At 60.3% G+C, this 21,593-nt stretch carries 21 protein-coding genes; 16 read left to right on the top strand and 5 right to left on the bottom strand.

Annotated elements, in window-relative coordinates; all coding sequences use genetic code 11:
* Nucleotides 1–10: 10 nt before the first annotated feature.
* Both recQ and AC2FNR_RS19205 read right to left on the bottom strand, forming a co-directional pair.
* The gene (recQ, locus tag AC2FNR_RS19210; RefSeq protein ID WP_496850820.1) at nt 11–2,050 is read right to left on the bottom strand and encodes a DNA helicase RecQ; all 2,040 of its coding nucleotides are present in this window, start codon (nt 2,048–2,050) and stop codon (nt 11–13) included.
* Nucleotides 2,051–2,128: 78 nt separating this feature from the next.
* Nucleotides 2,129–2,416, bottom strand: a complete 288-nt coding sequence (locus AC2FNR_RS19205; RefSeq protein ID WP_480869082.1) for a YggT family protein — start codon at nt 2,414–2,416, stop codon at nt 2,129–2,131.
* A gap of 129 nt (nt 2,417–2,545) precedes the next feature.
* On the opposite strand from AC2FNR_RS19205, the gene AC2FNR_RS19200 reads away from it, so the two are divergent.
* The 10 genes from AC2FNR_RS19200 to smpB all read left to right on the top strand — a co-directional run bounded on the left by AC2FNR_RS19200 (nt 2,546) and on the right by smpB (nt 10,692).
* On the top strand, nt 2,546–3,913 hold the full coding sequence (locus tag AC2FNR_RS19200) for an MFS transporter (RefSeq protein ID WP_496850817.1): 1,368 nt from the start codon (nt 2,546–2,548) through the stop codon (nt 3,911–3,913).
* Nucleotides 3,910–4,773, top strand: a complete 864-nt coding sequence (gene mepA / locus AC2FNR_RS19195) for a penicillin-insensitive murein endopeptidase (protein WP_496850815.1) — start codon at nt 3,910–3,912, stop codon at nt 4,771–4,773. Before AC2FNR_RS19200 ends, mepA begins: the two co-directional genes overlap by 4 nt.
* Nucleotides 4,746–5,630 carry an esterase-like activity of phytase family protein gene (locus tag AC2FNR_RS19190; protein WP_496850813.1) on the top strand — a complete coding sequence of 295 codons (885 nt, stop codon included), beginning with the start codon at nt 4,746–4,748 and terminating at the stop codon, nt 5,628–5,630. Before mepA ends, AC2FNR_RS19190 begins: the two co-directional genes overlap by 28 nt.
* A gap of 91 nt (nt 5,631–5,721) precedes the next feature.
* Nucleotides 5,722–6,366: a queuosine precursor transporter gene (locus AC2FNR_RS19185; RefSeq protein ID WP_170355865.1), complete on the top strand. Its 645-nt coding sequence runs from the start codon at nt 5,722–5,724 to the stop codon at nt 6,364–6,366.
* Nucleotides 6,367–6,629: 263 nt separating this feature from the next.
* Nucleotides 6,630–7,049: an alternative ribosome rescue aminoacyl-tRNA hydrolase ArfB gene (gene arfB / locus AC2FNR_RS19180; protein WP_480869086.1), complete on the top strand. Its 420-nt coding sequence runs from the start codon at nt 6,630–6,632 to the stop codon at nt 7,047–7,049.
* Nucleotides 7,050–7,104: 55 nt separating this feature from the next.
* On the top strand, nt 7,105–7,848 hold the full coding sequence (locus tag AC2FNR_RS19175) for an SDR family oxidoreductase (protein ID WP_496850811.1): 744 nt from the start codon (nt 7,105–7,107) through the stop codon (nt 7,846–7,848).
* Nucleotides 7,849–7,929: 81 nt separating this feature from the next.
* Nucleotides 7,930–8,946: a P1 family peptidase gene (locus tag AC2FNR_RS19170; protein ID WP_496850809.1), complete on the top strand. Its 1,017-nt coding sequence runs from the start codon at nt 7,930–7,932 to the stop codon at nt 8,944–8,946.
* Between the two features lie 113 nt (nt 8,947–9,059).
* Nucleotides 9,060–9,473, top strand: coding sequence for a c-type cytochrome (locus tag AC2FNR_RS19165; RefSeq protein WP_170755183.1), 414 nt, complete (start codon nt 9,060–9,062; stop codon nt 9,471–9,473).
* Between the two features lie 152 nt (nt 9,474–9,625).
* Nucleotides 9,626–10,168 (top strand): isopentenyl-diphosphate Delta-isomerase, encoded by a 543-nt coding sequence (idi, locus tag AC2FNR_RS19160; RefSeq protein WP_170355873.1) that lies wholly within the window; start codon nt 9,626–9,628, stop codon nt 10,166–10,168.
* A 41-nt stretch (nt 10,169–10,209) separates the two neighbouring features.
* Nucleotides 10,210–10,692, top strand: a complete 483-nt coding sequence (gene smpB, locus AC2FNR_RS19155) for an SsrA-binding protein SmpB (RefSeq protein ID WP_170755184.1) — start codon at nt 10,210–10,212, stop codon at nt 10,690–10,692.
* Nucleotides 10,693–10,705: 13 nt separating this feature from the next.
* On the opposite strand, the gene glpK is transcribed toward smpB, so the two are convergent.
* The 3 genes from glpK to panB all read right to left on the bottom strand — a co-directional run bounded on the left by glpK (nt 10,706) and on the right by panB (nt 13,934).
* Nucleotides 10,706–12,184: a glycerol kinase GlpK gene (gene glpK / locus AC2FNR_RS19150; protein WP_496850806.1), complete on the bottom strand. Its 1,479-nt coding sequence runs from the start codon at nt 12,182–12,184 to the stop codon at nt 10,706–10,708.
* A gap of 71 nt (nt 12,185–12,255) precedes the next feature.
* The gene (gene panC, locus AC2FNR_RS19145; protein ID WP_496850804.1) at nt 12,256–13,098 is read right to left on the bottom strand and encodes a pantoate--beta-alanine ligase; all 843 of its coding nucleotides are present in this window, start codon (nt 13,096–13,098) and stop codon (nt 12,256–12,258) included.
* Nucleotides 13,095–13,934, bottom strand: coding sequence for a 3-methyl-2-oxobutanoate hydroxymethyltransferase (gene panB, locus AC2FNR_RS19140; protein WP_496850803.1), 840 nt, complete (start codon nt 13,932–13,934; stop codon nt 13,095–13,097). Before panB ends, panC begins: the two co-directional genes overlap by 4 nt.
* Nucleotides 13,935–14,104: 170 nt before the next feature.
* On the opposite strand from panB, the gene AC2FNR_RS19135 reads away from it, so the two are divergent.
* From AC2FNR_RS19135 to AC2FNR_RS19110, 6 genes are read left to right on the top strand one after another with little or no spacing between them, the layout of a single operon-like run.
* Nucleotides 14,105–15,592, top strand: coding sequence for an ABC transporter substrate-binding protein (locus AC2FNR_RS19135; RefSeq protein WP_496850801.1), 1,488 nt, complete (start codon nt 14,105–14,107; stop codon nt 15,590–15,592).
* A 59-nt stretch (nt 15,593–15,651) separates the two neighbouring features.
* A complete protein-coding gene (locus AC2FNR_RS19130) occupies nt 15,652–16,713 on the top strand; it encodes a ligand-gated ion channel (protein WP_170355880.1) in 1,062 nt (353 codons plus the stop codon).
* Between the two features lie 40 nt (nt 16,714–16,753).
* Complete coding sequence (locus AC2FNR_RS19125; RefSeq protein ID WP_480869094.1) at nt 16,754–17,701, top strand: ABC transporter permease; 948 nt, start codon at nt 16,754–16,756, stop codon at nt 17,699–17,701.
* Nucleotides 17,698–18,513, top strand: a complete 816-nt coding sequence (locus AC2FNR_RS19120; protein ID WP_480869095.1) for an ABC transporter permease — start codon at nt 17,698–17,700, stop codon at nt 18,511–18,513. Before AC2FNR_RS19125 ends, AC2FNR_RS19120 begins: the two co-directional genes overlap by 4 nt.
* Nucleotides 18,510–20,108: an ABC transporter ATP-binding protein gene (locus tag AC2FNR_RS19115; RefSeq protein WP_496850918.1), complete on the top strand. Its 1,599-nt coding sequence runs from the start codon at nt 18,510–18,512 to the stop codon at nt 20,106–20,108. Before AC2FNR_RS19120 ends, AC2FNR_RS19115 begins: the two co-directional genes overlap by 4 nt.
* A gap of 32 nt (nt 20,109–20,140) precedes the next feature.
* Complete coding sequence (locus AC2FNR_RS19110; protein WP_496850798.1) at nt 20,141–21,592, top strand: aldehyde dehydrogenase family protein; 1,452 nt, start codon at nt 20,141–20,143, stop codon at nt 21,590–21,592.
* The last annotated feature ends 1 nt before the right edge of the window (nt 21,593 follow it).

The following is a 21,593-nucleotide window of genomic DNA, read 5'->3' as shown; positions in this document are numbered from 1 at the left end:
TAGGGCGTATTTAGCCCGCCTGTTCCAGCACGTCCAGAAAGGCGGCGCCAAACCTTTCGTGACGACGGTCGCCCAGCACCTGTTCCAGCCCGCGCTGATCGCCGGGCCGCAGTTGGGCCACCTTGGCCAGTTGCGAGGCCGAACACGTCAGCGGTTTGTCGATCCCATCCGGCCCGCGGTTCAGGTCATTCTGTGCGGCCAGAAGCTGGTCGTAGATCTCGCCCTGATCGCGCCCGGCCAGTTTGCGGCGGGCCGGGTGCAGGGCGGCGGCCTCACCCGCGATCACCTCAAGGAAAGTATCGCCATAGCGTTCCAGCTTTTTCGCGCCAATACCCACGATCCGGGCCATATCGTCCAGCGTCATCGGGCGGGTTTCCGCCATTTCGATGAGGGTGCGGTCGGGAAAGATGACATAGGCCGGAACCCGTTGGGATTCTGCCAGCGCGCGGCGTTTGGCCTTGAGCGCCGACAGCAGCGGCGCGTCTTCTTCGGCCACCATAGCCTTGACGGCGGGGCGCCGGGTGGCTTTGCGGATCGTGTCCTTGCGCAGGTTGATCTGCGCCTCGCCCTTCAGGATCGGCTTGGCGGCCTTGGTCATGCGCAGCGCGCCGTGGCGGTCGGGATCGGGACGGACCAGATCATGTCCCATCATCTGCCGGAAAATTGCCTGCCATTGCGGGCGGGACCAGTCCTTGCCAATGCCCCATGTGGACAGGGCGTCATGCCGCCGCGCGCGGACCTTGTCGGTTTCATTGGCCAGCAGGATGTCGATCAGATGGCCCGATCCAAACCATTCCTCGGTGCGCAGGATCGCGGATAGGGCCATGCGGACGGGGGTGGTGCCGTCGAACACTTCGGGCGGGGTGTCGCAGAGATCGCATTTGCCGCAGGGCTCGGCCTTTTCGCCGAAATAGCCCAGCAGGGATTGACGGCGACAGACCAGCGCCTCGGCCAACCCAAGCAGAGCATTCAGACGGGCATGGTCGGCCATACGCCGTTCAGCCGGGGCCAGCCCTTCGTCGATTTGCGAGCGGCGCAGGCGGATGTCATCGGGTCCAAACAGGGTCAGAGTCTCGGCCGGGCCGCCGTCGCGGCCCGCGCGGCCGATCTCCTGATAGTATGCCTCGATGGATTTGGGCAGGTCCGCATGGGCGACCCAGCGGATGTCGGGTTTGTCGATGCCCATACCAAAGGCGACGGTCGCGACCACGATCAGTCCATCTTCGCGCGCAAAGCGGGTTTCGACAATGCGGCGATCTTCGGGGTCCATACCGCCGTGATAGTGACAGGCCGAGTGTCCCTCGGCGCGCAGGGCCTGCGCCAGCACTTCGGTCTTGTTGCGGGTGCCGCAATAGACGATGCCGGATTGCCCTTTGCGCGCGGCGGCGAAATCCAGCACCTGTTTGCGTGGCCCGTCTTTGGCAGCAAAGGCCAGATGGATGTTGGGTCGGTCAAACCCGCGCAGAAATTTGCGGGGCGCGGTGCCGTCGAACAGTTTCTCGACAATCTCATCCTGCGTTTCGGCATCCGCTGTGGCGGTGAAGGCTGCCAAGGGGACGTTCAGCGCGCGCCGCAGCTCTCCGATCCGCAGGTAATCGGGGCGGAAGTCATGGCCCCATTGGCTGACGCAATGCGCCTCGTCCACCGCAATAAGGCTGACATTGATCCGGCGCATCATTCCCAAAGCCGACCCGGCGGCCAGACGTTCGGGGGCCATGTATAGGAGTTTCAGCCGCCCGGCCTCCAATGCCTCCCAGACCGCATCGGTTTCTTCGGGAGTGTTGCCCGAGGTCAGCGCGCCAGCCTCAACCCCGGCCTCTTGCAACCCGCGCACCTGATCGCGCATCAGGGCGATCAGGGGGGAAATCACCACCGTCACGCCGTCGCGCAGCAGGGCAGGCAGTTGGAAACAAAGGGATTTACCGCCACCCGTGGGCATGATGGCCAGAACGTTCTCGCCTGCCGTCACGGCGTCGACGATCTCTTCCTGACCGGGTCGGAAATCGTCGAATCCAAAGACATCTCGCAGCAAAGGCGCGGAGTCGAACATCTGCGGGGTTGCCCTGTTTTAAGGTTTATCTGCTCTTAAGACAGGACAATCACACACTAAGATTCGGTGAACAAGAGGTCAGACGAAATAGACCATATTGTTGATCAGAATGATCCGCGCCGCATAGACGCCGACCAGCACGACCAGAGGCGTCAGGTCCAGCCCGCCCATCGCGGGTAGGATACGGCGGATCGGGCCGTATATCGGCTCGAGTATGCGGTTCAGGCCGTACCAGATTTGCGCCACCAGCTGTTGATGCAGGTTGAGCACCTGAAAATTGATCAGCCAGCTCATGATCACATGGGCCAGAATGATGAACCAGACAATGTCCAGGATCAGCAGAAGGATTTGGATCAGCGACAGCATGGGGCCTCCGGGGTATTGCTTTGTCGAGACGTAAGCGCCCCGGCGTCAAAGAGCAAGCCCGCGCCAACACAACCCTTGCGAATTGGGGTAAAGCCTCGTCTTATAAAGACAACGATAACAGGGGCAGTCATGGCAGAGATTTCCAAGCGCAAGCGCATCTGGGGCTGGTGGTTTTTTGACTGGGCCAGTCAGCCCTATCACACGTTGTTGGTCACCTTTGTCTTTGGCCCCTATTTTGCGGGTGTTGCGTCGGGGTACTTCAGCGGCACCGGGCTGGATGCACAGGCCGCCGCCGCGCGGGCGCAAACGGTTTGGGCCAATTGCCTGACGATCACCGGGTTGATCATCGCTTTTGGTGCCCCCTTGCTGGGCGCTATGGCGGATGTATCAGGGCGGCGCATCCCGTGGATATTTGCGTTCTCGGTGATGTATGCGGTGGGCTCGGCTGCGCTGTGGTACACGCTGCCTGATGGGTCGAACATGTGGCTAATGCTATCGGCCTTTGGTCTGGGCTTTGTGGGGGCGGAATACGCGCTGATCTTCATCAATTCGCAATTGCCTGATCTAGGCGATGACAGCGAAGTGGGTGAGATTTCGGGATCGGGCTTTGCCTTCGGTTATTTCGGCGGGCTGATTTCGCTGGCGATTATGTTGCTGCTGTTTGTGGAGCAGCCCAATGGCAAGACACTGATCGGCCTGGACCCGGCCTTTGGACTAGACGCCGCCGCGCAGGAGGGGACGCGCTTTGTCGGCCCCTTCACCGCGTTGTGGTTCGTGCTGTTTATGGCGCCTTATTTCTTGTGGGTTCGCGACGATCCGCAGACCGAGAAAACGGGTAGCCTGGCTGAGGCGCTGCGGTTGCTGGGCAAATCCATCTCGGATCTGCGGCACCGGGTTAGTCTGGCGACCTATCTGGGGTCATCCATGTTCTACCGCGATGCGCTGAACGGGCTTTACAGCTTTGGTGGCGTTTACGCGCGGTTGGTGCTGGAATGGGATCTGATCAAGATCGGCGTTTTTGGGATTGTCAGCGTTCTGGCCTCGGCCATCTTTGCGTGGATCGGGGGCAAGGCGGACAAGAAATACGGCCCTAAACCAGTGATTTTGATCGCGATCTGGGTGCTGATCTTTGTCTGTATCACAGTGGTGTCGATGGACCGGACACAGATTTACGGCATTGCTTTGCCCGAGGGGTCGGGCCTGCCGGATATGGTGTTCTTTGGTTGTGGCGTCCTGATCGGCGGTATGGGGGGCATCCTGCAATCGACCAGCCGGTCGTTAATGGTGCGCCACACGGACCCAAAAGCCCCGGTCGAGAGCTTTGGCCTGTATGGCCTGTCGGGCCGGGCCACCGCATTTGCCGCGCCTTTGTTGGTGGGGATTGTCACGGCGGCCACAGGAAGTGCGCGTCTGGGGGTGTCACCGATCATTGCTTTGTTTATTCTGGGCTTGTTCCTAATGCGCTGGGTTAAACCGGAAGGGGATCAGAGCAGATGATTTTATTACGTTTTTTGACCGTATTGGCGGCCATTGCATGGGCGGGCGCAGTGGGCGCACAGCCGCTGGCCAAACAGCTTTTCGGGGCGCAAAAGCAAAGTTCGCAGCAAAAACCAGCCGCGTTCGGCAGTTATTCGCGCGGATGTGCCGCCGGTTCGGTGCAGCTGCCCGAAACTGGACCTACCTGGCAGGCCATGCGCCTGTCGCGCAACCGCAACTGGGGGCACCCGGTGGCGATCGACTATGTGCAGGATCTCAGCCGGTTTGCTGCGAAACAGCCAGGCTGGAATGGGCTTTATATCGGGGATATCAGCCAGCCGAGGGGCGGGCCGATGACATCCGGTCACCGCTCGCACCAGTTGGGCCTTGATATCGACATCTGGATGCTGCCCGGCGACAACATGCGACTGGGGCGCAAAGCGCGCGAGAACATCTCGTCAATTTCCCTGCGCCGGTCCGCAGGGGCCTTTGTGAATGACAACTGGACCCGACAACACCACGAGATCCTGAAAGCCGCCGCCAAGGACAAGCGCGTGGCGCGGATTTTTGTCTTTCCTGGTGCCAAGGTGCAAATGTGCAAGGATGAAAAGGGCAACCGCTCCTATTTGCGAAAAATCCGGCCATGGTGGGGGCATGACTATCATTTCCATGTTCGACTGGCCTGTCCGCGTGGTTCGAAAGGGTGCGTCAATCAGGACCCGCCGCCCAAGGGCGATGGCTGTGATCAAGCGCAGCAATGGGTGAACAACATTCTCAACCCGCCTCCGCCCGATCCCAATGCGCCTGCACCGAAGCCCCGGCGTGAATATCGTTTGGCCGATCTGCCTCAGCAATGCGCCGCCGTTCTGCAATCCAACTGATCTGCGCGCTGCCCTTTGCGGGGGCAGCAACAGCGGTCGAGGTCAAGTCCGCGACCCATCTGCAAAGCCATGTGTGGCGTCACACCGCTGATTGGTTCGGCGGGTTTTCGGCCCTGCAGATGTCAGAGGGTGGCCGCAAGATGGTCGTGCTTAGCGATCGGGCGACGTTGGTGAGCGCGACCATTGCGCGGGATAAGAACGGTATCCGAGATATCCAAATCACAGGCCACTGGCCGGTTCTGTCCAGCAAGGGGCGACCTTTGACAGGAAGGGTTGGCGATTCCGAGGGTATCGCCTTTGCGTCCGATGGCAGCTTTTACATCTCATTCGAGGCCCTGCACCGCGTGGCGCATTATCGCGCCCCAAGTGCCAAAGCCAGTGTGCTACCCCGGCCGCAAGCATTCCAAACCCTTGACCTGAACGGGTCTTTCGAAGCTTTGGCAATTGACGCTGCAGGTCAGCTTTACACCATGCCCGAGAAAAGCCGGACTCCGCATGGCGACATCCCCGTCTATCGCTGGGATGGGCAAGCGTGGTCGACACCGTTTGTGCTGCCGCAGAGCGGAAAATTCCTGCCTGTATCGGCCGATTTCGACCCCGACGGCAGGCTTTACGTGTTGGAACGGGCGCTGGGGTGGACGGGGTTTAAATCCCGGTTGCGGCGCTGGCAGATTGACGCAGACGGGCCTCAGACCGAAGAAACCCTGTTCCAGACCGGCACCGGCGCGCATGACAACCTGGAAGGTCTGTCCATCTGGCGCGACGATCAGGGGCGGCTGCGGGCAACGATGATCTCGGATGACAACTTCCTGGCCTTACAACGCACCGAGCTGGTGGAATACCTGCTGCCCGATTGACTTAGGTCCCCCAAGCGTCTAAATGCACGGCTTGCCTTGGGATACCCCCCTGGCCAAGTCGCCGCTACCTTGACAAAACGGGCATCAAAATATGCAACGCGCTTACATTCCCGGCATTCTTGCCATGGCCGCCATCGTCGTGGCCTCGAACATTCTGGTCCAGTTCCTGATCTTTGACGGGCTGTTGACCTGGGGTGCTTTCACCTATCCGCTGGCCTTTCTGGTCACAGACATCATGAACCGCGTCTACGGCGTGGCCACGGCCCGCAAGGTTGTGTTCGCAGGTTTCATCACCGGTATCATCTGCTCGCTGATCGGCAGCCAGATCATGCTGCAGGGCGACGGGTTCACCTATGCCGCCGTGCCGCTGCGCATCGCCGTGGCCTCGGGCACCGCGTTCCTGATCGCGCAGCTGACCGACGTCACCGTGTTCAATGCAATGCGCGGAGGCCGCTGGTGGCGCGCGCCGCTGGTCTCGACCCTGGTCGGATCGGCGCTGGATACGGCGCTGTTCTTTACTATCGCCTTCTCGGCCTCGGTTACCGTGTTTGGCGCCAATGCCGACGCCGCGATCAACTGGGCGTGGGAGCCGGTACCCTTCATGCTGACCGGTCCAATGGCCCCCCTGTGGGTGACGTTGGCTTTCGCGGATTGGCTGGTGAAACTGTCGCTGGCCATGATCGCGCTAATCCCCTTCAAAGTGATCGTCTCGCGCCTGACCGCACAGCCTGCGTAAAAAAACGTTTGGAGATTGGCGCATCTTGTGTCACCATCCTTATCAACCGCAACAGATAGATAAGGAGGTGATCCAGTGTCGAGAAAGAGATTGGAGAGAGGTGTCGGAACAACCGGGGGGATCGCCTGTTAGGGCAGCCCTTGGCGGAGCGCTCGCTCCGGCTGGTCGATTGATCTAACCGACCCAACCTCCTGAACTTTCGAAGGGCTGTCCCGCCGGGGCGGCCCTTTTTGTTTTGTGCTCGGGCAGTTAAGGTCGCGCCTATGTTGCGCATCACCGACGATATCATTCTGCAAGACTGGGAAATGACCGAAAGCTTTGTGCGGTCCTCCGGTCCCGGCGGGCAGAACGTGAACAAGGTCTCAACTGCCGTTGAGCTGCGGTTCGAAGCTGCGCGGTCTCCGTCGCTGCCTGATCCGGTGAAAAACCGGCTGAAAAAGCTGGCCGGGCGACGCTGGACTAAAGAGGGCGCGATCATCATCCAGTGCGAGGAAACCCGCAGCCAGGCCCGCAACCGCGAGTTGGCCCGTGCCCGTCTGGCCGAGCTGATCGCCCGCGCACTGATCAAGCCCAAACGACGGGTTGCGACCAAGCCCACCTATGGCTCGGTCAAACGGCGGCTGGCGGCGAAAAAAGCGCGCGGAGACGTCAAGGCGCTGCGTGGGCGGGTCAGCGAAGATTGAACTGGCAGTTTCACCACGCCTTGCTAGTCTGACCTCCAAACGGGAGGGCAAGACCATGAGGCTTAAGGGCAAAACCGCAATCGTAACCGGCGGCGCGTCGGGTTTTGGTGCCGGTATCGTCGAGCGGTTCCTGGCAGAAGGCGCACGGGTCATGATCGCCGATATCAATGGCGATGCGGCACAAGCATTGGCGAAACAGCACGAAAACGCCACCGCCCAAACGGTCGATGTGGCCAACTCCGCCTCGGTTCAGGCCATGGCAGATGCGGCCAGCGATGCTTTCGGCCCCGTCGATATTCTTGTCAATAATGCGGGCGTCACCCATCTGCCAACCCCGCTCGAGGACGTGTCCGAAGATGATTTCGATCGTGTCTTCAACGTGAATATGAAATCCGTCTACCTGACAGCGCGCGCTTTTGTTCCGCAGATGAAGGCGCGCGGAGCGGGTGCAATCCTGAACGTGGCCTCGACGGCGGGCCTGTCACCGCGCCCGAACCTGAACTGGTACAACGCTTCGAAAGGTTGGATGATCACCGCCACCAAAACCATGGCCGTCGAACTTGCCCCATCAGGCGTCCGCGTCAACGCCATCTGTCCCGTGGCGGGCGAAACTCCGCTGCTGAAATCCTTCATGGGCGAGGACACCCCCGAAATCCGCGCCAAATTTCTGTCCACCATCCCGCTGGGCCGCTTCTCAACCCCGCATGATATGGCGAACGCCGCCCTGTTCTTGTGCTCGGACGAGGCCAGCATGATCACCGGCACAGCTTTGGAGGTCGACGGTGGCCGCTGTATCTGATCCGCTCTTCATCTGGCCAAAAATACCTCCGCCGGAGGCAGCGCGCTTGCGCGCTTCCCCTCCCCACAGGATCACCTAGAAATGACACCCGGACCGAAAAACCTGATCACCGATATCCCCGGCCTGCGCGTCGGCAACGCGCAAGACGGCGCGTTGAAATCCGGCACAACAGTGCTGACGGCGGACGCGCCCTTTACCGCCTCGGTACATGTGATGGGCGGTGCGCCTGGGACACGGGAAACCGACCTGCTGGCCCCGGACAAATCGGTGCAGCGGGTGGATGCGATTACCCTCTCTGGCGGTTCGGCCTTTGGGTTGGACGCTTGTTCAGGCGTCTCGGACGCCTTGCGCGCGGAAGGCAGGGGCTTTGCCGTCGGCCCCGCCATCGTCCCCATCGTTCCCGGAGCCATCTTGTTCGATCTGCTGAACGGGGGTGATAAGACATGGACCGAGAACCCTTATCGCGCATTGGGCCGCACCGCGTTCGAGAACGCAGCCTCTGATTTCGCTCTGGGCACAGCGGGCGCAGGCACAGGAGCTTTGGCCGCCCGACATAAAGGCGGGCTGGGTTCTGCCTCGGTGGTGCTGGAAAACGGTGTCACTGTCGGCGCATTGGTTGCCGCCAACCCGCTTGGCAGTGTCACCACAGCCAGCGACCGTCATTTCTGGGCCGCCCCGTTCGAACTGGGCGGCGAATTCGGCGGTTTAGGGCCTGATCCGACCGCGGGGCTTGGACAGCCCGCGCCCAGCCTCAAGGCGCAGGTCATGCACCCGGCAGCACCTGACAAGGGCAATACAACCATCGCCATTGTCGCCACGGATGCAACCCTATCGAAGCCGCAATGTCAGCGGTTGGCGGTTGCGGCTCATGACGGCATCGCCCGTGCGATCCTGCCCGCCCACACGCCCGGAGATGGCGATCTGGTCTTTGGAGTCAGCACCGGTGCGCGACCCCTGACGTCGGATGCGGATCTGGCGCTGATCGGCCACACGGCCTCGATCTGCCTTGCACGGGCCATTGCCCGCGCCGTCTATCTGGCCACACCCGAGGTGGGCGATCTGCTGCCATGTTGGTCACAGACGCACGACTTTGGTTAAGGACGACTAAAGTCGGGTTGTGACACTGTGTCGTTGCGCGGCAATCTGCGCGTTGACTCTTTTCTGTGCCGGCGTTCCATTCGGTGCAGCCAATATGTATCGGAGCAAAAGCCATGAATCGCATTCTCGCGACTGCAATTGTCGGCCTTCTGGCCCTTCCTGCCTATGCTGAAGGTGACGCAGAAGCTGGCAAGAAAGCCTTCAACAAGTGCAAATCCTGCCACATGATCGCTGATCCGGATGGCGAAGTGATCGTCAAAGGTGGCAAGACCGGCCCGAACCTGTACGGTATCGCGGGCCGCACTGCTGGCACGGTTGAAGACTTCAAATACGGTGACAGCATCGTGGCCGCAGGTGAAAACGGTCTGGTCTGGGATGAGACAACCTTTGTCGAGTACTCTCAGGACCCCAAAGCCTTCCTGAAAACCTATCTGGATGACACAGCGGCCAAGTCGAAAATGACCTTCCGGCTGAAATCCGGCGGTGAAGACGTCTATGCCTATATCGTCAGCGTTTCGGGCGAATAATATCTGACACCGATCTACTGAGATTCATCGAAAGGCCGCAGTCCCCCTGCGGCCTTTCGTGCGATTGATAAGAGTGCTCAACATCGCCACCTTGGAAGTACGCAGCCGAACGAGTCCGACCTGTCCGTCGGGTAGGCAGCAGGAGTTGAAAGATGGGAATCATGATCCCGGCCTGGGTCGATGGCGAGTTGACCCCCGTGGACAAGCTTGAAGCGCATGAAAAGGGTTTGCGGCACAAGGCGGTGTCGGTCTTTGTCGTGCGCGGGACCGAGATTTTGCTGCAACGTCGGGCGATGGGCAAATACCACACGCCGGGCCTGTGGGCGAATACCTGCTGCACCCATCCTGACTGGGGTGAGACGCCCTCGGAATGCGCGGTGCGCCGCCTGCGCGAAGAGTTGGGGATTACCGGGCTTTATCCAGAATATCGCCACCGGCTGGAATACCACGCTGATGTGGGCAATTCGATGATCGAGCATGAGGTGGTGGACGTGTTCCTCGCCCATGTACGTGGGCCATTGCAGATCGAACCGAACCCAGATGAGGTGATGGATATCCGCTGGATCGACTATCACGACCTTCTGGCCGAGGTGCAGCGCCACCCCGCGCGATTCACGCCCTGGCTCAAGATTTATCTGCACAACCACGCCGACACGATTTTCGGCCCCGACCTGATCATCTCGGCCAAGACCTGAGGGCTTGCAAGGCCGCCCCAAGCCGCCTAAATCAACGCGTCATGGCCAAGCAAAAGCAGAAGACCGACCCGAATTACAAAGTCATCGCCGAAAACCGGCGGGCCCGCTTCGATTACGCGATCGAAGAGGATATAGAGTGCGGCATCATGCTGGAAGGCTCCGAGGTCAAATCCCTGCGCGCAGGTGGCTCGAACATTGCCGAAAGCTATGCCTCGGTCGACGACGGTGAGCTGTGGCTGATCAACAGCTATATCGCCCCGTATGAGCAGGCGAAAGTCTTCAAACACGAAGAACGCCGCCGTCGCAAGTTGTTGGTTTCGCGGAAAGAATTGTCGAGTCTGTGGAACGCTACTCAGCGCAAGGGCATGACGCTGGTGCCGCTGGTTTTGTATTTCAACCACAAGGGCCGGGCCAAGCTGAAGATTGGAATCGCCAAGGGTAAGAAACTGCACGACAAGCGTGAGACGCAAGCCAAACGCGACTGGTCACGTCAGAAACAGCGGCTGATGAAGGATCACAGCTGATCCTTCACCGGATTCAGAACGCCATCGCGGCCGACACGGCCCGTTTCCAACGGTCATAGGCGGCGTCGCGGTCCTCTTGCGACATCTCTGGTTTAAACCGGCGATCCAGCGCCCATGTTTCCGAAAACCCTTGCTGATCGGGATAGACCCCCGCGCGCATTCCGGCCAGCCACGCCGCACCCAGAGCAGTTGTTTCCTGCATCACCGGACGGTCAACTTCGGCCCCCAGATAGTCCGACAAACCCTGCATCGCCCAATCCGAGGCGCTGGCGCCACCGTCGACGCGCAGCGTCACATCGGTATCCGCGCCCCAGTCGCCCTGCATGGCGTGCCACAGATCGCGGGTCTGGTAGGCGATGCTTTCCAAGGTGGCTTTGGCGAACTCGGCCCGACCTGAGTTGCGGGTCAGACCAAACACTGCGCCCCGGCAGTCAGGTTTCCAGTAAGGCGCGCCCAGCCCGGTAAAAGCGGGCACCAGCACGACATGCTGATTAGGGTCTGCTTGTTGCGCCAATTCTCCGCTTTCGGGGGCCGTTTCGATGATCTGCAACGCATCACGCAGCCATTGCACCGCGGCCCCGGCGACAAAGATCGAGCCCTCCAACGCATAGGTCCGTTTGCCGTCCAGCTGGTAGGCGATGGTAGTCAGCAGGCGGTTTTTCGACTCAACCGGTTTGTCGCCCGTGTTCAGCAGCGCGAAACAGCCCGTGCCATAGGTGGATTTCATCATCCCCGGCTGAAAACACGCCTGCCCAATGGTGGCAGCCTGTTGGTCGCCCGCCACGCCCAAAATGGGGATATTCCCCCCTAATAGAGTCGTTTCCCCGAAGTCCGAGGCACAATCATGGACCTGCGGCAGCATATTCATCGGCACGTCCAGCAGATCACAGATCTCCGTGCTCCATTCGCCTTTGTGGATGTCGAACAACAGGGTGCGGGCGGCGTTTGTGGCGTCTGTGGCGTGGCTGCGGCCTTCGGTTAGACGCCAGATCAGGAAGCTGTCGATGGTGCCGAACAGCAGCTCTCCGGCTTCGGCCTTTTCGCGCGCGCCGGGGACGGTATCCAGCAGCCATTTCACCTTGGTGCCCGAGAAATATGGGTCCAGCAGCAAACCGGTCTGGGCCGTCACGTCGTCCTCACACCCTGCTTGTTTATAGCGGGCGCAAATATCGGCGGTGCGGCGGTCCTGCCAGACGATGGCGTTGTGGATCGGTTTCCCGGTGGCGCGATCCCAGACCACGGTGGTTTCACGCTGGTTGGTGATGCCGATACCGGCGATTTGGTCGGGGGTGACGCCATTGGTTTCCATCGCCTCACGGCAGACCCGCAAAACGCTGTCCCAGATTTCCTCGGGGTCGTGTTCGACCCAGCCTTCCTGCGGGAAATGCTGGGTGAATTCGTGCTGTGCGGTGCCCGCACGCTGCATTTCAGCGTCAAACAGAATGGCCCGCGATGATGTGGTGCCCTGATCAATAGCGAGAATATAGGTCATGCCCCGCGCCCCCCCTCCGGTATTGGTTTTGCAGGACTTTAGCGCAAACAATAGCGCGGGTGCCAGAGCGTTCAGACCGGAATATTGTCGATCAGTCGCACGCCATCTGCCCAAGCGGCCACAAACAGCCGGGCGGGGCGGTCGGCATGAGTCAGCGACTCTAAGCTGTCAGCGCAGCGCAGTTGGATATATTCGACCTGCGTGAACCCTGCGGCCAGCAGACCGGTCTGCGCTTGCGCAGCCAGAACGTCAAAGGCAGTGCCATCTTTCAAAGCGGAGGCCAGTTCGGTCATGATCCGGTGTTTGTGGGCAGCAACCTCCAACCCCTCGGGCGACAGACGCAGGTTGCGCGAGGACATCGCCAGCCCCGAGCGTTCGCGGACGGTGGGGCAGCCGATCACCTCGATCGGGATATCCAGATCGCGGGCCATACGGCGCACGACCATCAGCTGTTGATAGTCTTTTTCCCCGAAATAGGCTCTGTCTGCCTGTGTCTGCAGGAACAGTTTCGCAACCACGGTGGCAACGCCGTCAAAATGTCCGGGGCGGAATTCACCCTCCATCACGTTGGTTAGGCCGGTGACGGAAACGGTGGTGGCAAAGCCCTGCGGGTAGATCTCATCCGGATCGGGCACATAGATCGCATCCACGTCAAAGGGGGCCAGCTTCTGCGCATCGTCATGTTCCGTGCGCGGATAATTGGCCAAATCCTCAGGGTTGTTGAACTGCTTGGGGTTCACAAAGATCGTGACAATGACGCGGTCGGCCCCCACCTTGGCGGCCTGAACCAGCGATAGGTGCCCTTGATGCAACGCGCCCATGGTGGGAACCACGCCGATGACCTCACCCTTGCGGTGCCATTCGGTTGTCAGCGCGCGCAGGTCGGCAAGGCGGCGCAGGATGGGGGCTGTCATGTCTTTGGCCCTTTGGACGGGGCCTGATCGGCAAAGACATGTTCGTCCGCCGGAAAGCTGCGGGCGCGCACTTCGGCGGCGTATTCGGCGATGGCGGCCTCGGCCAAGGGGCCAAGTTCCGCATAGCGTTTGACGAATTTCGGTTTGAAGGCGGTGAAAAAGCCCACCATGTCGTCGACCACAAGAATCTGCCCGTCACAGCCCGCGGACGCGCCAATGCCGATGGTCGGGATCGCAACCTCGGCGGTGATGCGGTCGGCCAGACCCTGCGGAACCTTCTCTAACACGATCGAAAACGCGCCTGCCCCTGCGACGGCGTGGGCGTCGGCCATAACCGCCTCGGCCTGATCATCGCGGCCCTGTACCTTGTATCCGCCCAACGTGTTGATCGATTGCGGGGTCAGGCCGATATGGGCCATCACCGGGATGCCGCGCTTGACCAGAAAGCGGATGGTTTCGGCCATTTCGACCCCGCCCTCCAGCTTGACGGCCCCCGCGCTGGTTTCAGCCATCAGCCGCGCTGCGTTGCGGAACGCGTCGGCAGGCGAGTGTTCATAGCTGCCAAAGGGCATGTCGATGACCATCATCGCATTGCTCAGCCCGCGGGCGACGGCTTGACCGTGCATAACCATCATCTCCATCGTCACGCCCAACGTCGATTCCAGTCCGTGCAGGACCATGCCGACGCTGTCGCCGACAAGAACGAAGTCGCAATGGTCGTCCATCAATCGGGCCATCGGCGTCGTGTAGGCGGTCAGCGAGACCAGAGGCTGGCCCCCTTTGCGCGCCCGAATATCTTCGGCGTTGGGGGCTTTTTTGCGGGCGGTGGCGCTCATGATCGCTCCTCCGGGGTTTATGTTGCAGCGCGGCATAGCAGATTGCGGCACCGCATAGAAACCCCGGTTGCGCGAACATTTCCTTGATTGACTGTAGGTTTATGGGAAGATTGGTCTGACAATAGCCCGAAAAAAAACGCGGCTGCATATTTCAGTGGGGAGTGATTTTCATGACAAAGCAGAGATTTCGGTCCTTTGCGTCCGCTTTGGCCGTCGGTGCCAGCTTGTTCGCAGGCGAGGCATTGGCCAAATCAGATATTACCATCGCGATGCAGCTTGAGCCGCCGCATCTGGACCCGACAAGTGCCGCCGCGCAAGCCATCGATTCGGTGGTCTATACCAATATCTTCGAAGGGCTGACCCGTTTCATGGGGGACGGCTCGGTCGTGCCCGGTCTTGCGGAAAGCTGGGAGATCTCGGATGACGGGACGGTTTATACGTTCAAGCTGCGCGAAGGTGTGACGTTCCACGATGGATCGACCATGGATGCCGAGGACGTCAAGTTCAGCCTTGACCGCGCTCGCGCCGAAGACAGCGCGAATGCGCAGAAAGCTCTGTTCGCCGGGATCGACAGCGTCGAGGTGGTCGATCCGCTGACCGTCAAGGTCACTTTGTCCGCGCCGAATGGGAATTTCCTGTTCAATATGGCTTGGGGCGACGCAGTGATTGTCGCGCCCGAGAGTATCGACGACATCAAGACCAATCCCGTGGGAACAGGGGCCTATACCTTTGGCAACTGGGTGCAGGGCGACAGCATCACGGTGAATCGCAACCCGAACTATTGGGGCGATCAGCCCAGCCTTGAGACAGCAACGTTCAAGTTCATCTCGGACCCCACCGCAGCCTTTGCCGCGATGATGGCCGAGGATGTGGACGTGTTCGACAACTTCCCGGCGCCCGAGAACCTGCCGCAATTCGAGGCCGACCCCCGTTTTCAAGTGTTGGTCGGTTCGACCGAGGGCGAAACGATCCTGTCCACCAACAATAAGAAAGCACCATTCGACGACACAAGGGTGCGGCAGGCTATGGCCCATGCGATCGACCGTCAGGCAATTATCGACGGCGCGATGTTTGGCTATGGAACCCCCATCGGCACCCATTTCGCGCCGCACAATCCAGCCTATGTCGATCTGACCGGCAATTCGGCCTATAACCCCGAGAAAGCTGCGCAGCTTCTGGCTGATGCTGGCTATGCCGACGGGTTCGAGACCACGCTGCATCTACCGCCCCCCTCTTATGCCCGTCGCGGCGGTGAGATCATCGCCGCGCAGCTGGCGGAGGTTGGGATCAAAGCCGAGATCATCAATGTTGAATGGGCGCAATGGTTGGAATCGGTGTTCAAGGGCAAGGATTTCGGCCTGACTATCGTCAGCCACACCGAGCCGATGGATATCGGCATCTATGCGCGGCCCGACTATTACTTCCAATATGACAGCAGCGATTTTCAAGCGTTGATGGAACTTCTGAACGAGACCACCGACCCTGATGAGCGCAAGAACCTGTTGGGCGATGCGCAACGCCTGATAGCCACCGATTTCGTCAATGGCTACCTGTTCCAGCTGGCCAAGCTGGGTGTTGCCAAAGCCGGTGTGCAGGGCCTGTGGGAGAACGCGCCCACGGCTGCCATCGATCTGACGCAGATCAGTTGGTCTGAATGACCGGAACTGGGGTCGCATTGTGCGGCCGCAGTTTTTCAAGGGTCGGGGTGAACGGTATCATGACGTCTTTTCGTGTTCTTTTGCTATGCGTGTTAACGCTGTGCGGGCTGGCCTCGATGGCCGGTGCGCAGAATGCGCTGAGCACCCGGTTGGACGCACTGGCTGGCACCCCTGAAAATCCGCTGAATGTGGGCGTCGGGATCAGGATCGACCAGATCACCGGCGTTGATCAAAAAGCGGAAAACTATGGGGCGGTGGCGGTTTTGCGGTTCGAATGGACGGACCCTCTGCTGGCGTTTGACGCAGAGCAGACGGGGCGGGACATTCGGGTCTTCAACCCGTCTGACTTGGCGGACCACGCGGCCGAGATTGGCGCCGTCATGCCCGCTTTCGTGATCCACAATCAGCAATCCAACAAATGGATACACGAGGCCGCCGCCTCGGTGCGCAGTGACGGGCGAGTGGTTTACGTCGAGAAATCCTCGCTCACCTTGCAGGCACCTCACTTCGATTTCCGTAAGTACCCGTTCGACACGCAGGATTTCTATTTCGAGGTCGTTTCAGTCTTTCCCGCGGATTACGTGACGTATTACCCGCTGGAAGACTACTCGGGTCTGGGCGATCTGCTGGGCGAGGAAGAATGGGTTCTGGGCAATGCGCGAATGGTGAAAACCCAGGTTCAGGGTCTGTCGGGGAAAGATAGCGATCAGTTGGCGCTGGCCTTTCAGGGCAGCAGGCATCAAACCTACTACATGATCCGGGTGTTCATGCCCATGCTGGTACTCGTTGCTGTTGGCTGGGCGCTGTTCTTTCTCGACGAATACCGCAAACGGATCGAGATTGCGGGCGGCAACCTGCTGGTCTTCGTTGCTTTCAACTGGGCGATTTCTGCTGATCTGCCCAAGCTGGGCTATCTGACCTTTCTGGATTTCGTTCTGCAATGGATGTTCCTGATGACCGGGGCGCTGATTGTGTTCAATGTCGCCTTGCGCAGACTCAAGGTCGCCGGGCGCGAAGACACGGCGCGCAAGCTGGACAATTACGCGGTTAAGTGGATCTATCCTCTGGGCTATGCCGCGATCGTCGGCTACGCGGTTTCTGCTTATTTGCTGATACCTTAGACGCTGGACCAACGGCACCTGTGACCCTAACGTGCGATCTATGCTGCGCTACGCTTTCAAACGCCTGATATCGCTGATGATCAGCTTGGCCGTTGCCTCGGTCGTGATCTTCGCGGTGATCGAGGTCGCGCCGGGCGATCCAGCGTCTTTCATGCTGGGCGTAAACGCGCAAGAGGACACACTGGCCGCGTTGCGGGCCGAGCTGGGCTTGGATGGCTCAAAGCTCGAGCGCTACTTCAACTGGGTCGGCGGAATGCTGGTGGGTGATTTCGGTACTTCTTATACCTATCGCACGCCGGTCTCCCAAATGATCGCCGACCGTATGTGGGTGTCCCTGCCGCTGGCGCTATACGCGCTGACCCTGTCGACGCTGATCGCGTTTCCCGCCGGGATTTATGCTGCTGCGCGTCGGGGCAAGCCTGGCGATCTGACCGTAATGGGGGCGACGCAGCTGGGCATCGCGGTACCTAATTTCTGGTTTGCTATGATGCTGGTGCTGATCTTTGCCATCAACCTGCGCTGGTTCAACGCCGGAGGGTTCGCTGGCTGGGATCAGGGGCTTTGGACCGGGCTGCATTCGTTGACTCTGCCCGCCATCGCGCTGGCCTTGCCGCAAGCCGCGATCCTTGCACGGGTCATGCGGTCTTCTCTGCTGGATATTCTGGGCGAGGATTTCATGCGTACCGCCCGCGCCAAGGGTCTGTCGCGCCGTCAGGCCCTGTGGCGGCACGGCGTTCGCAACGCGCTGATTCCGGTGCTGACCATCATTGGGCTGCAGTTTTCATTCCTGCTGGCCGGATCGATCATCATCGAACAGGTCTTTTACCTGCCCGGCCTTGGGCGCTTGGTGTTTCAGGCGATCTCGGCCCGTGATCTGATTGTGGTGGAATCGGTTGTCATGTTGCTGGTCTTTGCCGTCATCACCGTGAATTTCCTGGTCGATCTGGCCTATGCCGCCGTCGATCCCCGCCTCAGGAGCCGGACATGAGCCGCAACCTGATCCTTGGCGCCCTGCTGTCCTCGCTGGTTCTGCTGGCGGCTTTGGTGTCCTTTGTCTGGACACCTTACGACCACGCCGCGTTGGATATTCCCGGCAAGCTAAAGACGCCAAGCGTACAGAACTGGTTCGGGACGGATCATTTCGGCCGCGACATGTTTTCGATGATTATGGTCGGTGCGCGCACGTCGATTGCGGTTGCTCTGGTTGCCGTGGGGATCGGTATGGCGCTGGGCGTGCCCCTTGGCCTGACAGCGGCGGCGCGCAAGGGATCTTGGCTGGATGAGGTGATCATGCGCGGCAATGATCTGGTCTTTGCCTTCCCATCGCTGGTCATTGCGATCCTGATCACAGCCGTATTCGGTGCCGGGGCCATAAACGCCATCATCGCCATCGGCATCTTCAACATCCCTGTCTTCGCCCGCATCACCCGTGGCGCGGCGCTTTCCCTGTGGGAGCGTGAGTTCATCCTCGCCGCCCGTGTCTCGGGCAAGGGTGCTGCGCGCATATCAGCGGAACATATCCTGCCCAATGTCGCCAATCTGTTGATCGTGCAGGGGACCATTCAGTTCAGTCTTGGGATTTTAGCCGAGGCGGGCCTGTCTTACGTAGGACTTGGTGCGCAACCGCCCACGCCCAGCTGGGGCCGAATGCTGGCCGATGCGCAGACAATGGTCAGTTTTGCCCCGCATTTGGCTCTAATTCCAGGGCTGGCGATCATTGTCACGGTGCTGGGTCTGAACCTGCTGGGCGATGGGCTGCGTGATTGGCTGGACCCTCGGATCAGGGTGGCGCGCGCATGAGTTTGCTTGAGGTCGAAAACCTGTCGCTGTCCATCCACGGGGCGCCGATCCTGAAACAGGTCAACCTGTCCATTGATCCCGGACAGATCGTCGCTGTGACAGGTGAAAGCGGCTCGGGCAAGTCGATGACCGCTTTGGCCGTGATGCAACTGTTGCCCAACGGGGCGCAGACGCAGGGCGAGATCCGGCTGGAAGGGCGCGACGTGCTGACCACTCCCGAAGCCGAGATGTGTGCCCTGCGCGGGGCCGCAATCGGGATGGTGTTTCAGGAGCCGATGACAGCCCTGAACCCGGTGAAGACCATCGGCGATCAGGTCATGGAAACGATCCTGATCCATAAGGCCATGCCTGCGACGCAGGCTCTGGACCGCGCGAAAGAAGTAATGCGCCGCGTGGGCCTTCCCCCGGACCGCTTTCCCCTGTCTCGCTATCCGCATGAGCTGTCAGGCGGTCAACGCCAGCGAGTTGTCATTGCCATGGCTATTGCCTTGCGGCCCAAGCTGCTGATCGCGGATGAGCCGACAACGGCGCTGGACGTGACCACGCAGGCACAAATCCTCGATCTGCTGAAAGGGTTGGTTCGCGAATATGGCATGGGTCTGCTGATGATCACCCATGATCTGGCCGTGGTCGCTGACATGGCAGACCAGATCGTCGTGATGCGGCACGGTGAGGTCGTGGAAGCCGGCCCCACCGACGATCTGCTGCGCAGCATGCAGCACCCTTATACCCGTATGCTGTTTGAGGCCTCGGATCATCAGGTGGCCTTGCCCGACACAGCGGGGGATCGCCCGTTGTTAGAGGTCACTCAGGTCGTCCGCGACTATCGCTTGCCGCGCAAGGGTCTGTTCGACAAGCCGGGCCACCACCGCGCGGTGAACCAGGTCAGCTTTACGCTCAATCGAGGTGAACGGCTGGGTTTGGTAGGTGAGTCTGGATGTGGAAAATCGACCCTAACGCGGGCTATTCTGGGCTTGGAAGAGGTACAAGCGGGGGAAATCCGTCTGGATGGTGCACTCGTTTTCACCGGTCATAAACCAAACCCTGCGGTGCGCCGTAAAATGCAGGTGGTGTTTCAGGACCCCTATGGCAGCTTCAACCCCCGCCACAAAGTCGCGCGTTTGATCACCGAACCGTTTCATTTGCTGGACACGCCGCCCACAGGGACCGAGCGGCAGGACCGGATCGCAGAAATGCTGACCGCCGTGGGCCTCAACCCCGATGACGCTGGGAAATACATCCACGAGTTCTCGGGCGGGCAGCGTCAGCGTATCGCCATTGCCCGCGCCTTGATCATTCGCCCCGAATTGATCCTGTTTGATGAGGCGGTCTCGGCCCTTGATGTCTCGGTCCGCGCGCAAATCCTCGATCTGCTGGCCGAGCTGTGCGCGACCTATGACCTGACCTATCTGTTCATCAGTCATGACCTAAGCGTGGTGCGCACTATCACTGATCGGGTGATGGTCATGCAGGCGGGCAAGATCGTGGAACAAGGCGAGACCGAGCAGGTCTTTGCCAATCCGCAGCACGACTATACCCGCACCCTGATCGACGCCGCGCCGGTGCTGCCTGATATCGGGGCGCTTGTTGGCTGAAATGTATGATTAGAGCTTGAATGGAGAGAAACATGCCCAATCCTCTTTGGTTCAACCCCGCACTTTGTTTGATCGGTGGAGAGTGGATCGCGCCCTCTGCTGGCGTCGACCTGCCTTTGATCAACCCCTCGGATGGCACTGAAATCTGTCACATCGCGCGGGGGGACACGTCCGATATCGACGCGGCGGTCGCAGCCGCGCAGGCGGCACTGGATGGGGATTGGGGCCATAAAACCGCCCTGGAACGCGGGCGCATCCTGAGTCGTTTAGGTCAGTTGGTACTCGAACGCGTGGACGATCTGGCCGCGTTAGAGGCGATGGATGTGGGCAAACCGCTGACCCAAGCGCGCGCAGATGCGGTGGCCTTGGCGCGGTATTGCGAATTCTACGGCGGTGCGGCGGATAAAGTGATGGGTGAGACGATTCCCTATCTGGACGGCTACACCGTTTATACCCTGCGCGAACCCCATGGGGTAACGGGCCATATTGTGCCGTGGAACTACCCGATGCAGATCATCGGGCGTTCGGTCGGGGCGGCACTGGCGATGGGCAATGCCTGCGTCCTGAAACCGGCGGAAGAGGCTTGCCTGACCGCGCTGGCCTTAGCTCATCTGGCCCAACAAGCGGGTTTGCCAGCTGGTGCGTTAAACGTGGTGCCAGGTTTAGGGGCCGAAGCCGGAGCGGCACTGTCGGCGCATCCGGGCGTCCACCATATCTCGTTTACAGGGTCGGTCGCGACAGGGGCCTTGGTGCAGCAGGCGGCGGGGCGTAATGTTGTACCAGTAACGTTGGAATTGGGCGGAAAATCCCCGCAACTGGTGTTTGATGATGCCGATCTGGACGCGGCCCTTCCGTTTCTGGTGAATGCGGGTATTCAGAACGCGGGGCAAACCTGTTCGGCCTCGTCCCGTATTCTAGTGCAGCGTGGGGTTTACGAGCAGGTCAAGGCGCGCATGGTTGCGGCCTATGCTGATCTGACCGTTGGACCTGCGGCGCAGGATTTGCGGGTGGGGCCGTTGATCTCGGCCCGTCAAAAAGAGATTGTCGAAGGGTTTCTGGCCAAAGGCAAAGATCTGACCATCGCCGGCCAAGGACAGATCGTTGAGGATGCTCCGGCTCAAGGTGCTTATGTGCGGCCAACCCTGTTCGCCGATGTGACGCCTGATCACATGTTGGCGCGGGAAGAGATTTTCGGCCCGGTGCAGGTGCTGATCCCTTTCGACACCGAGGACGAAGCCGCAGAGATCGCCAACAGCACCGACTATGGGCTTGTCGCCAGCATCTGGACCCGCGACGGCGCACGGCAGATGCGGCTGGCGAAACGGCTGAATGCGGGGCAAGTCTTCGTCAATAACTACGGGGCAGGCGGCGGGGTCGAGCTGCCCTTTGGCGGCGTCGGCAAATCCGGTCATGGCCGAGAAAAGGGTTTCGAGGCGCTATACGGCTTTTCACAACTTAAAACCGTGGCAAATTACCATGGTTAGG

This window comes from Ruegeria sp. SATB045, assembly GCF_059613525.1.
The sequence above is the reverse complement of the archived record's forward strand: the minus strand, read 5'-3'. Positions and strand labels throughout refer to the sequence as shown.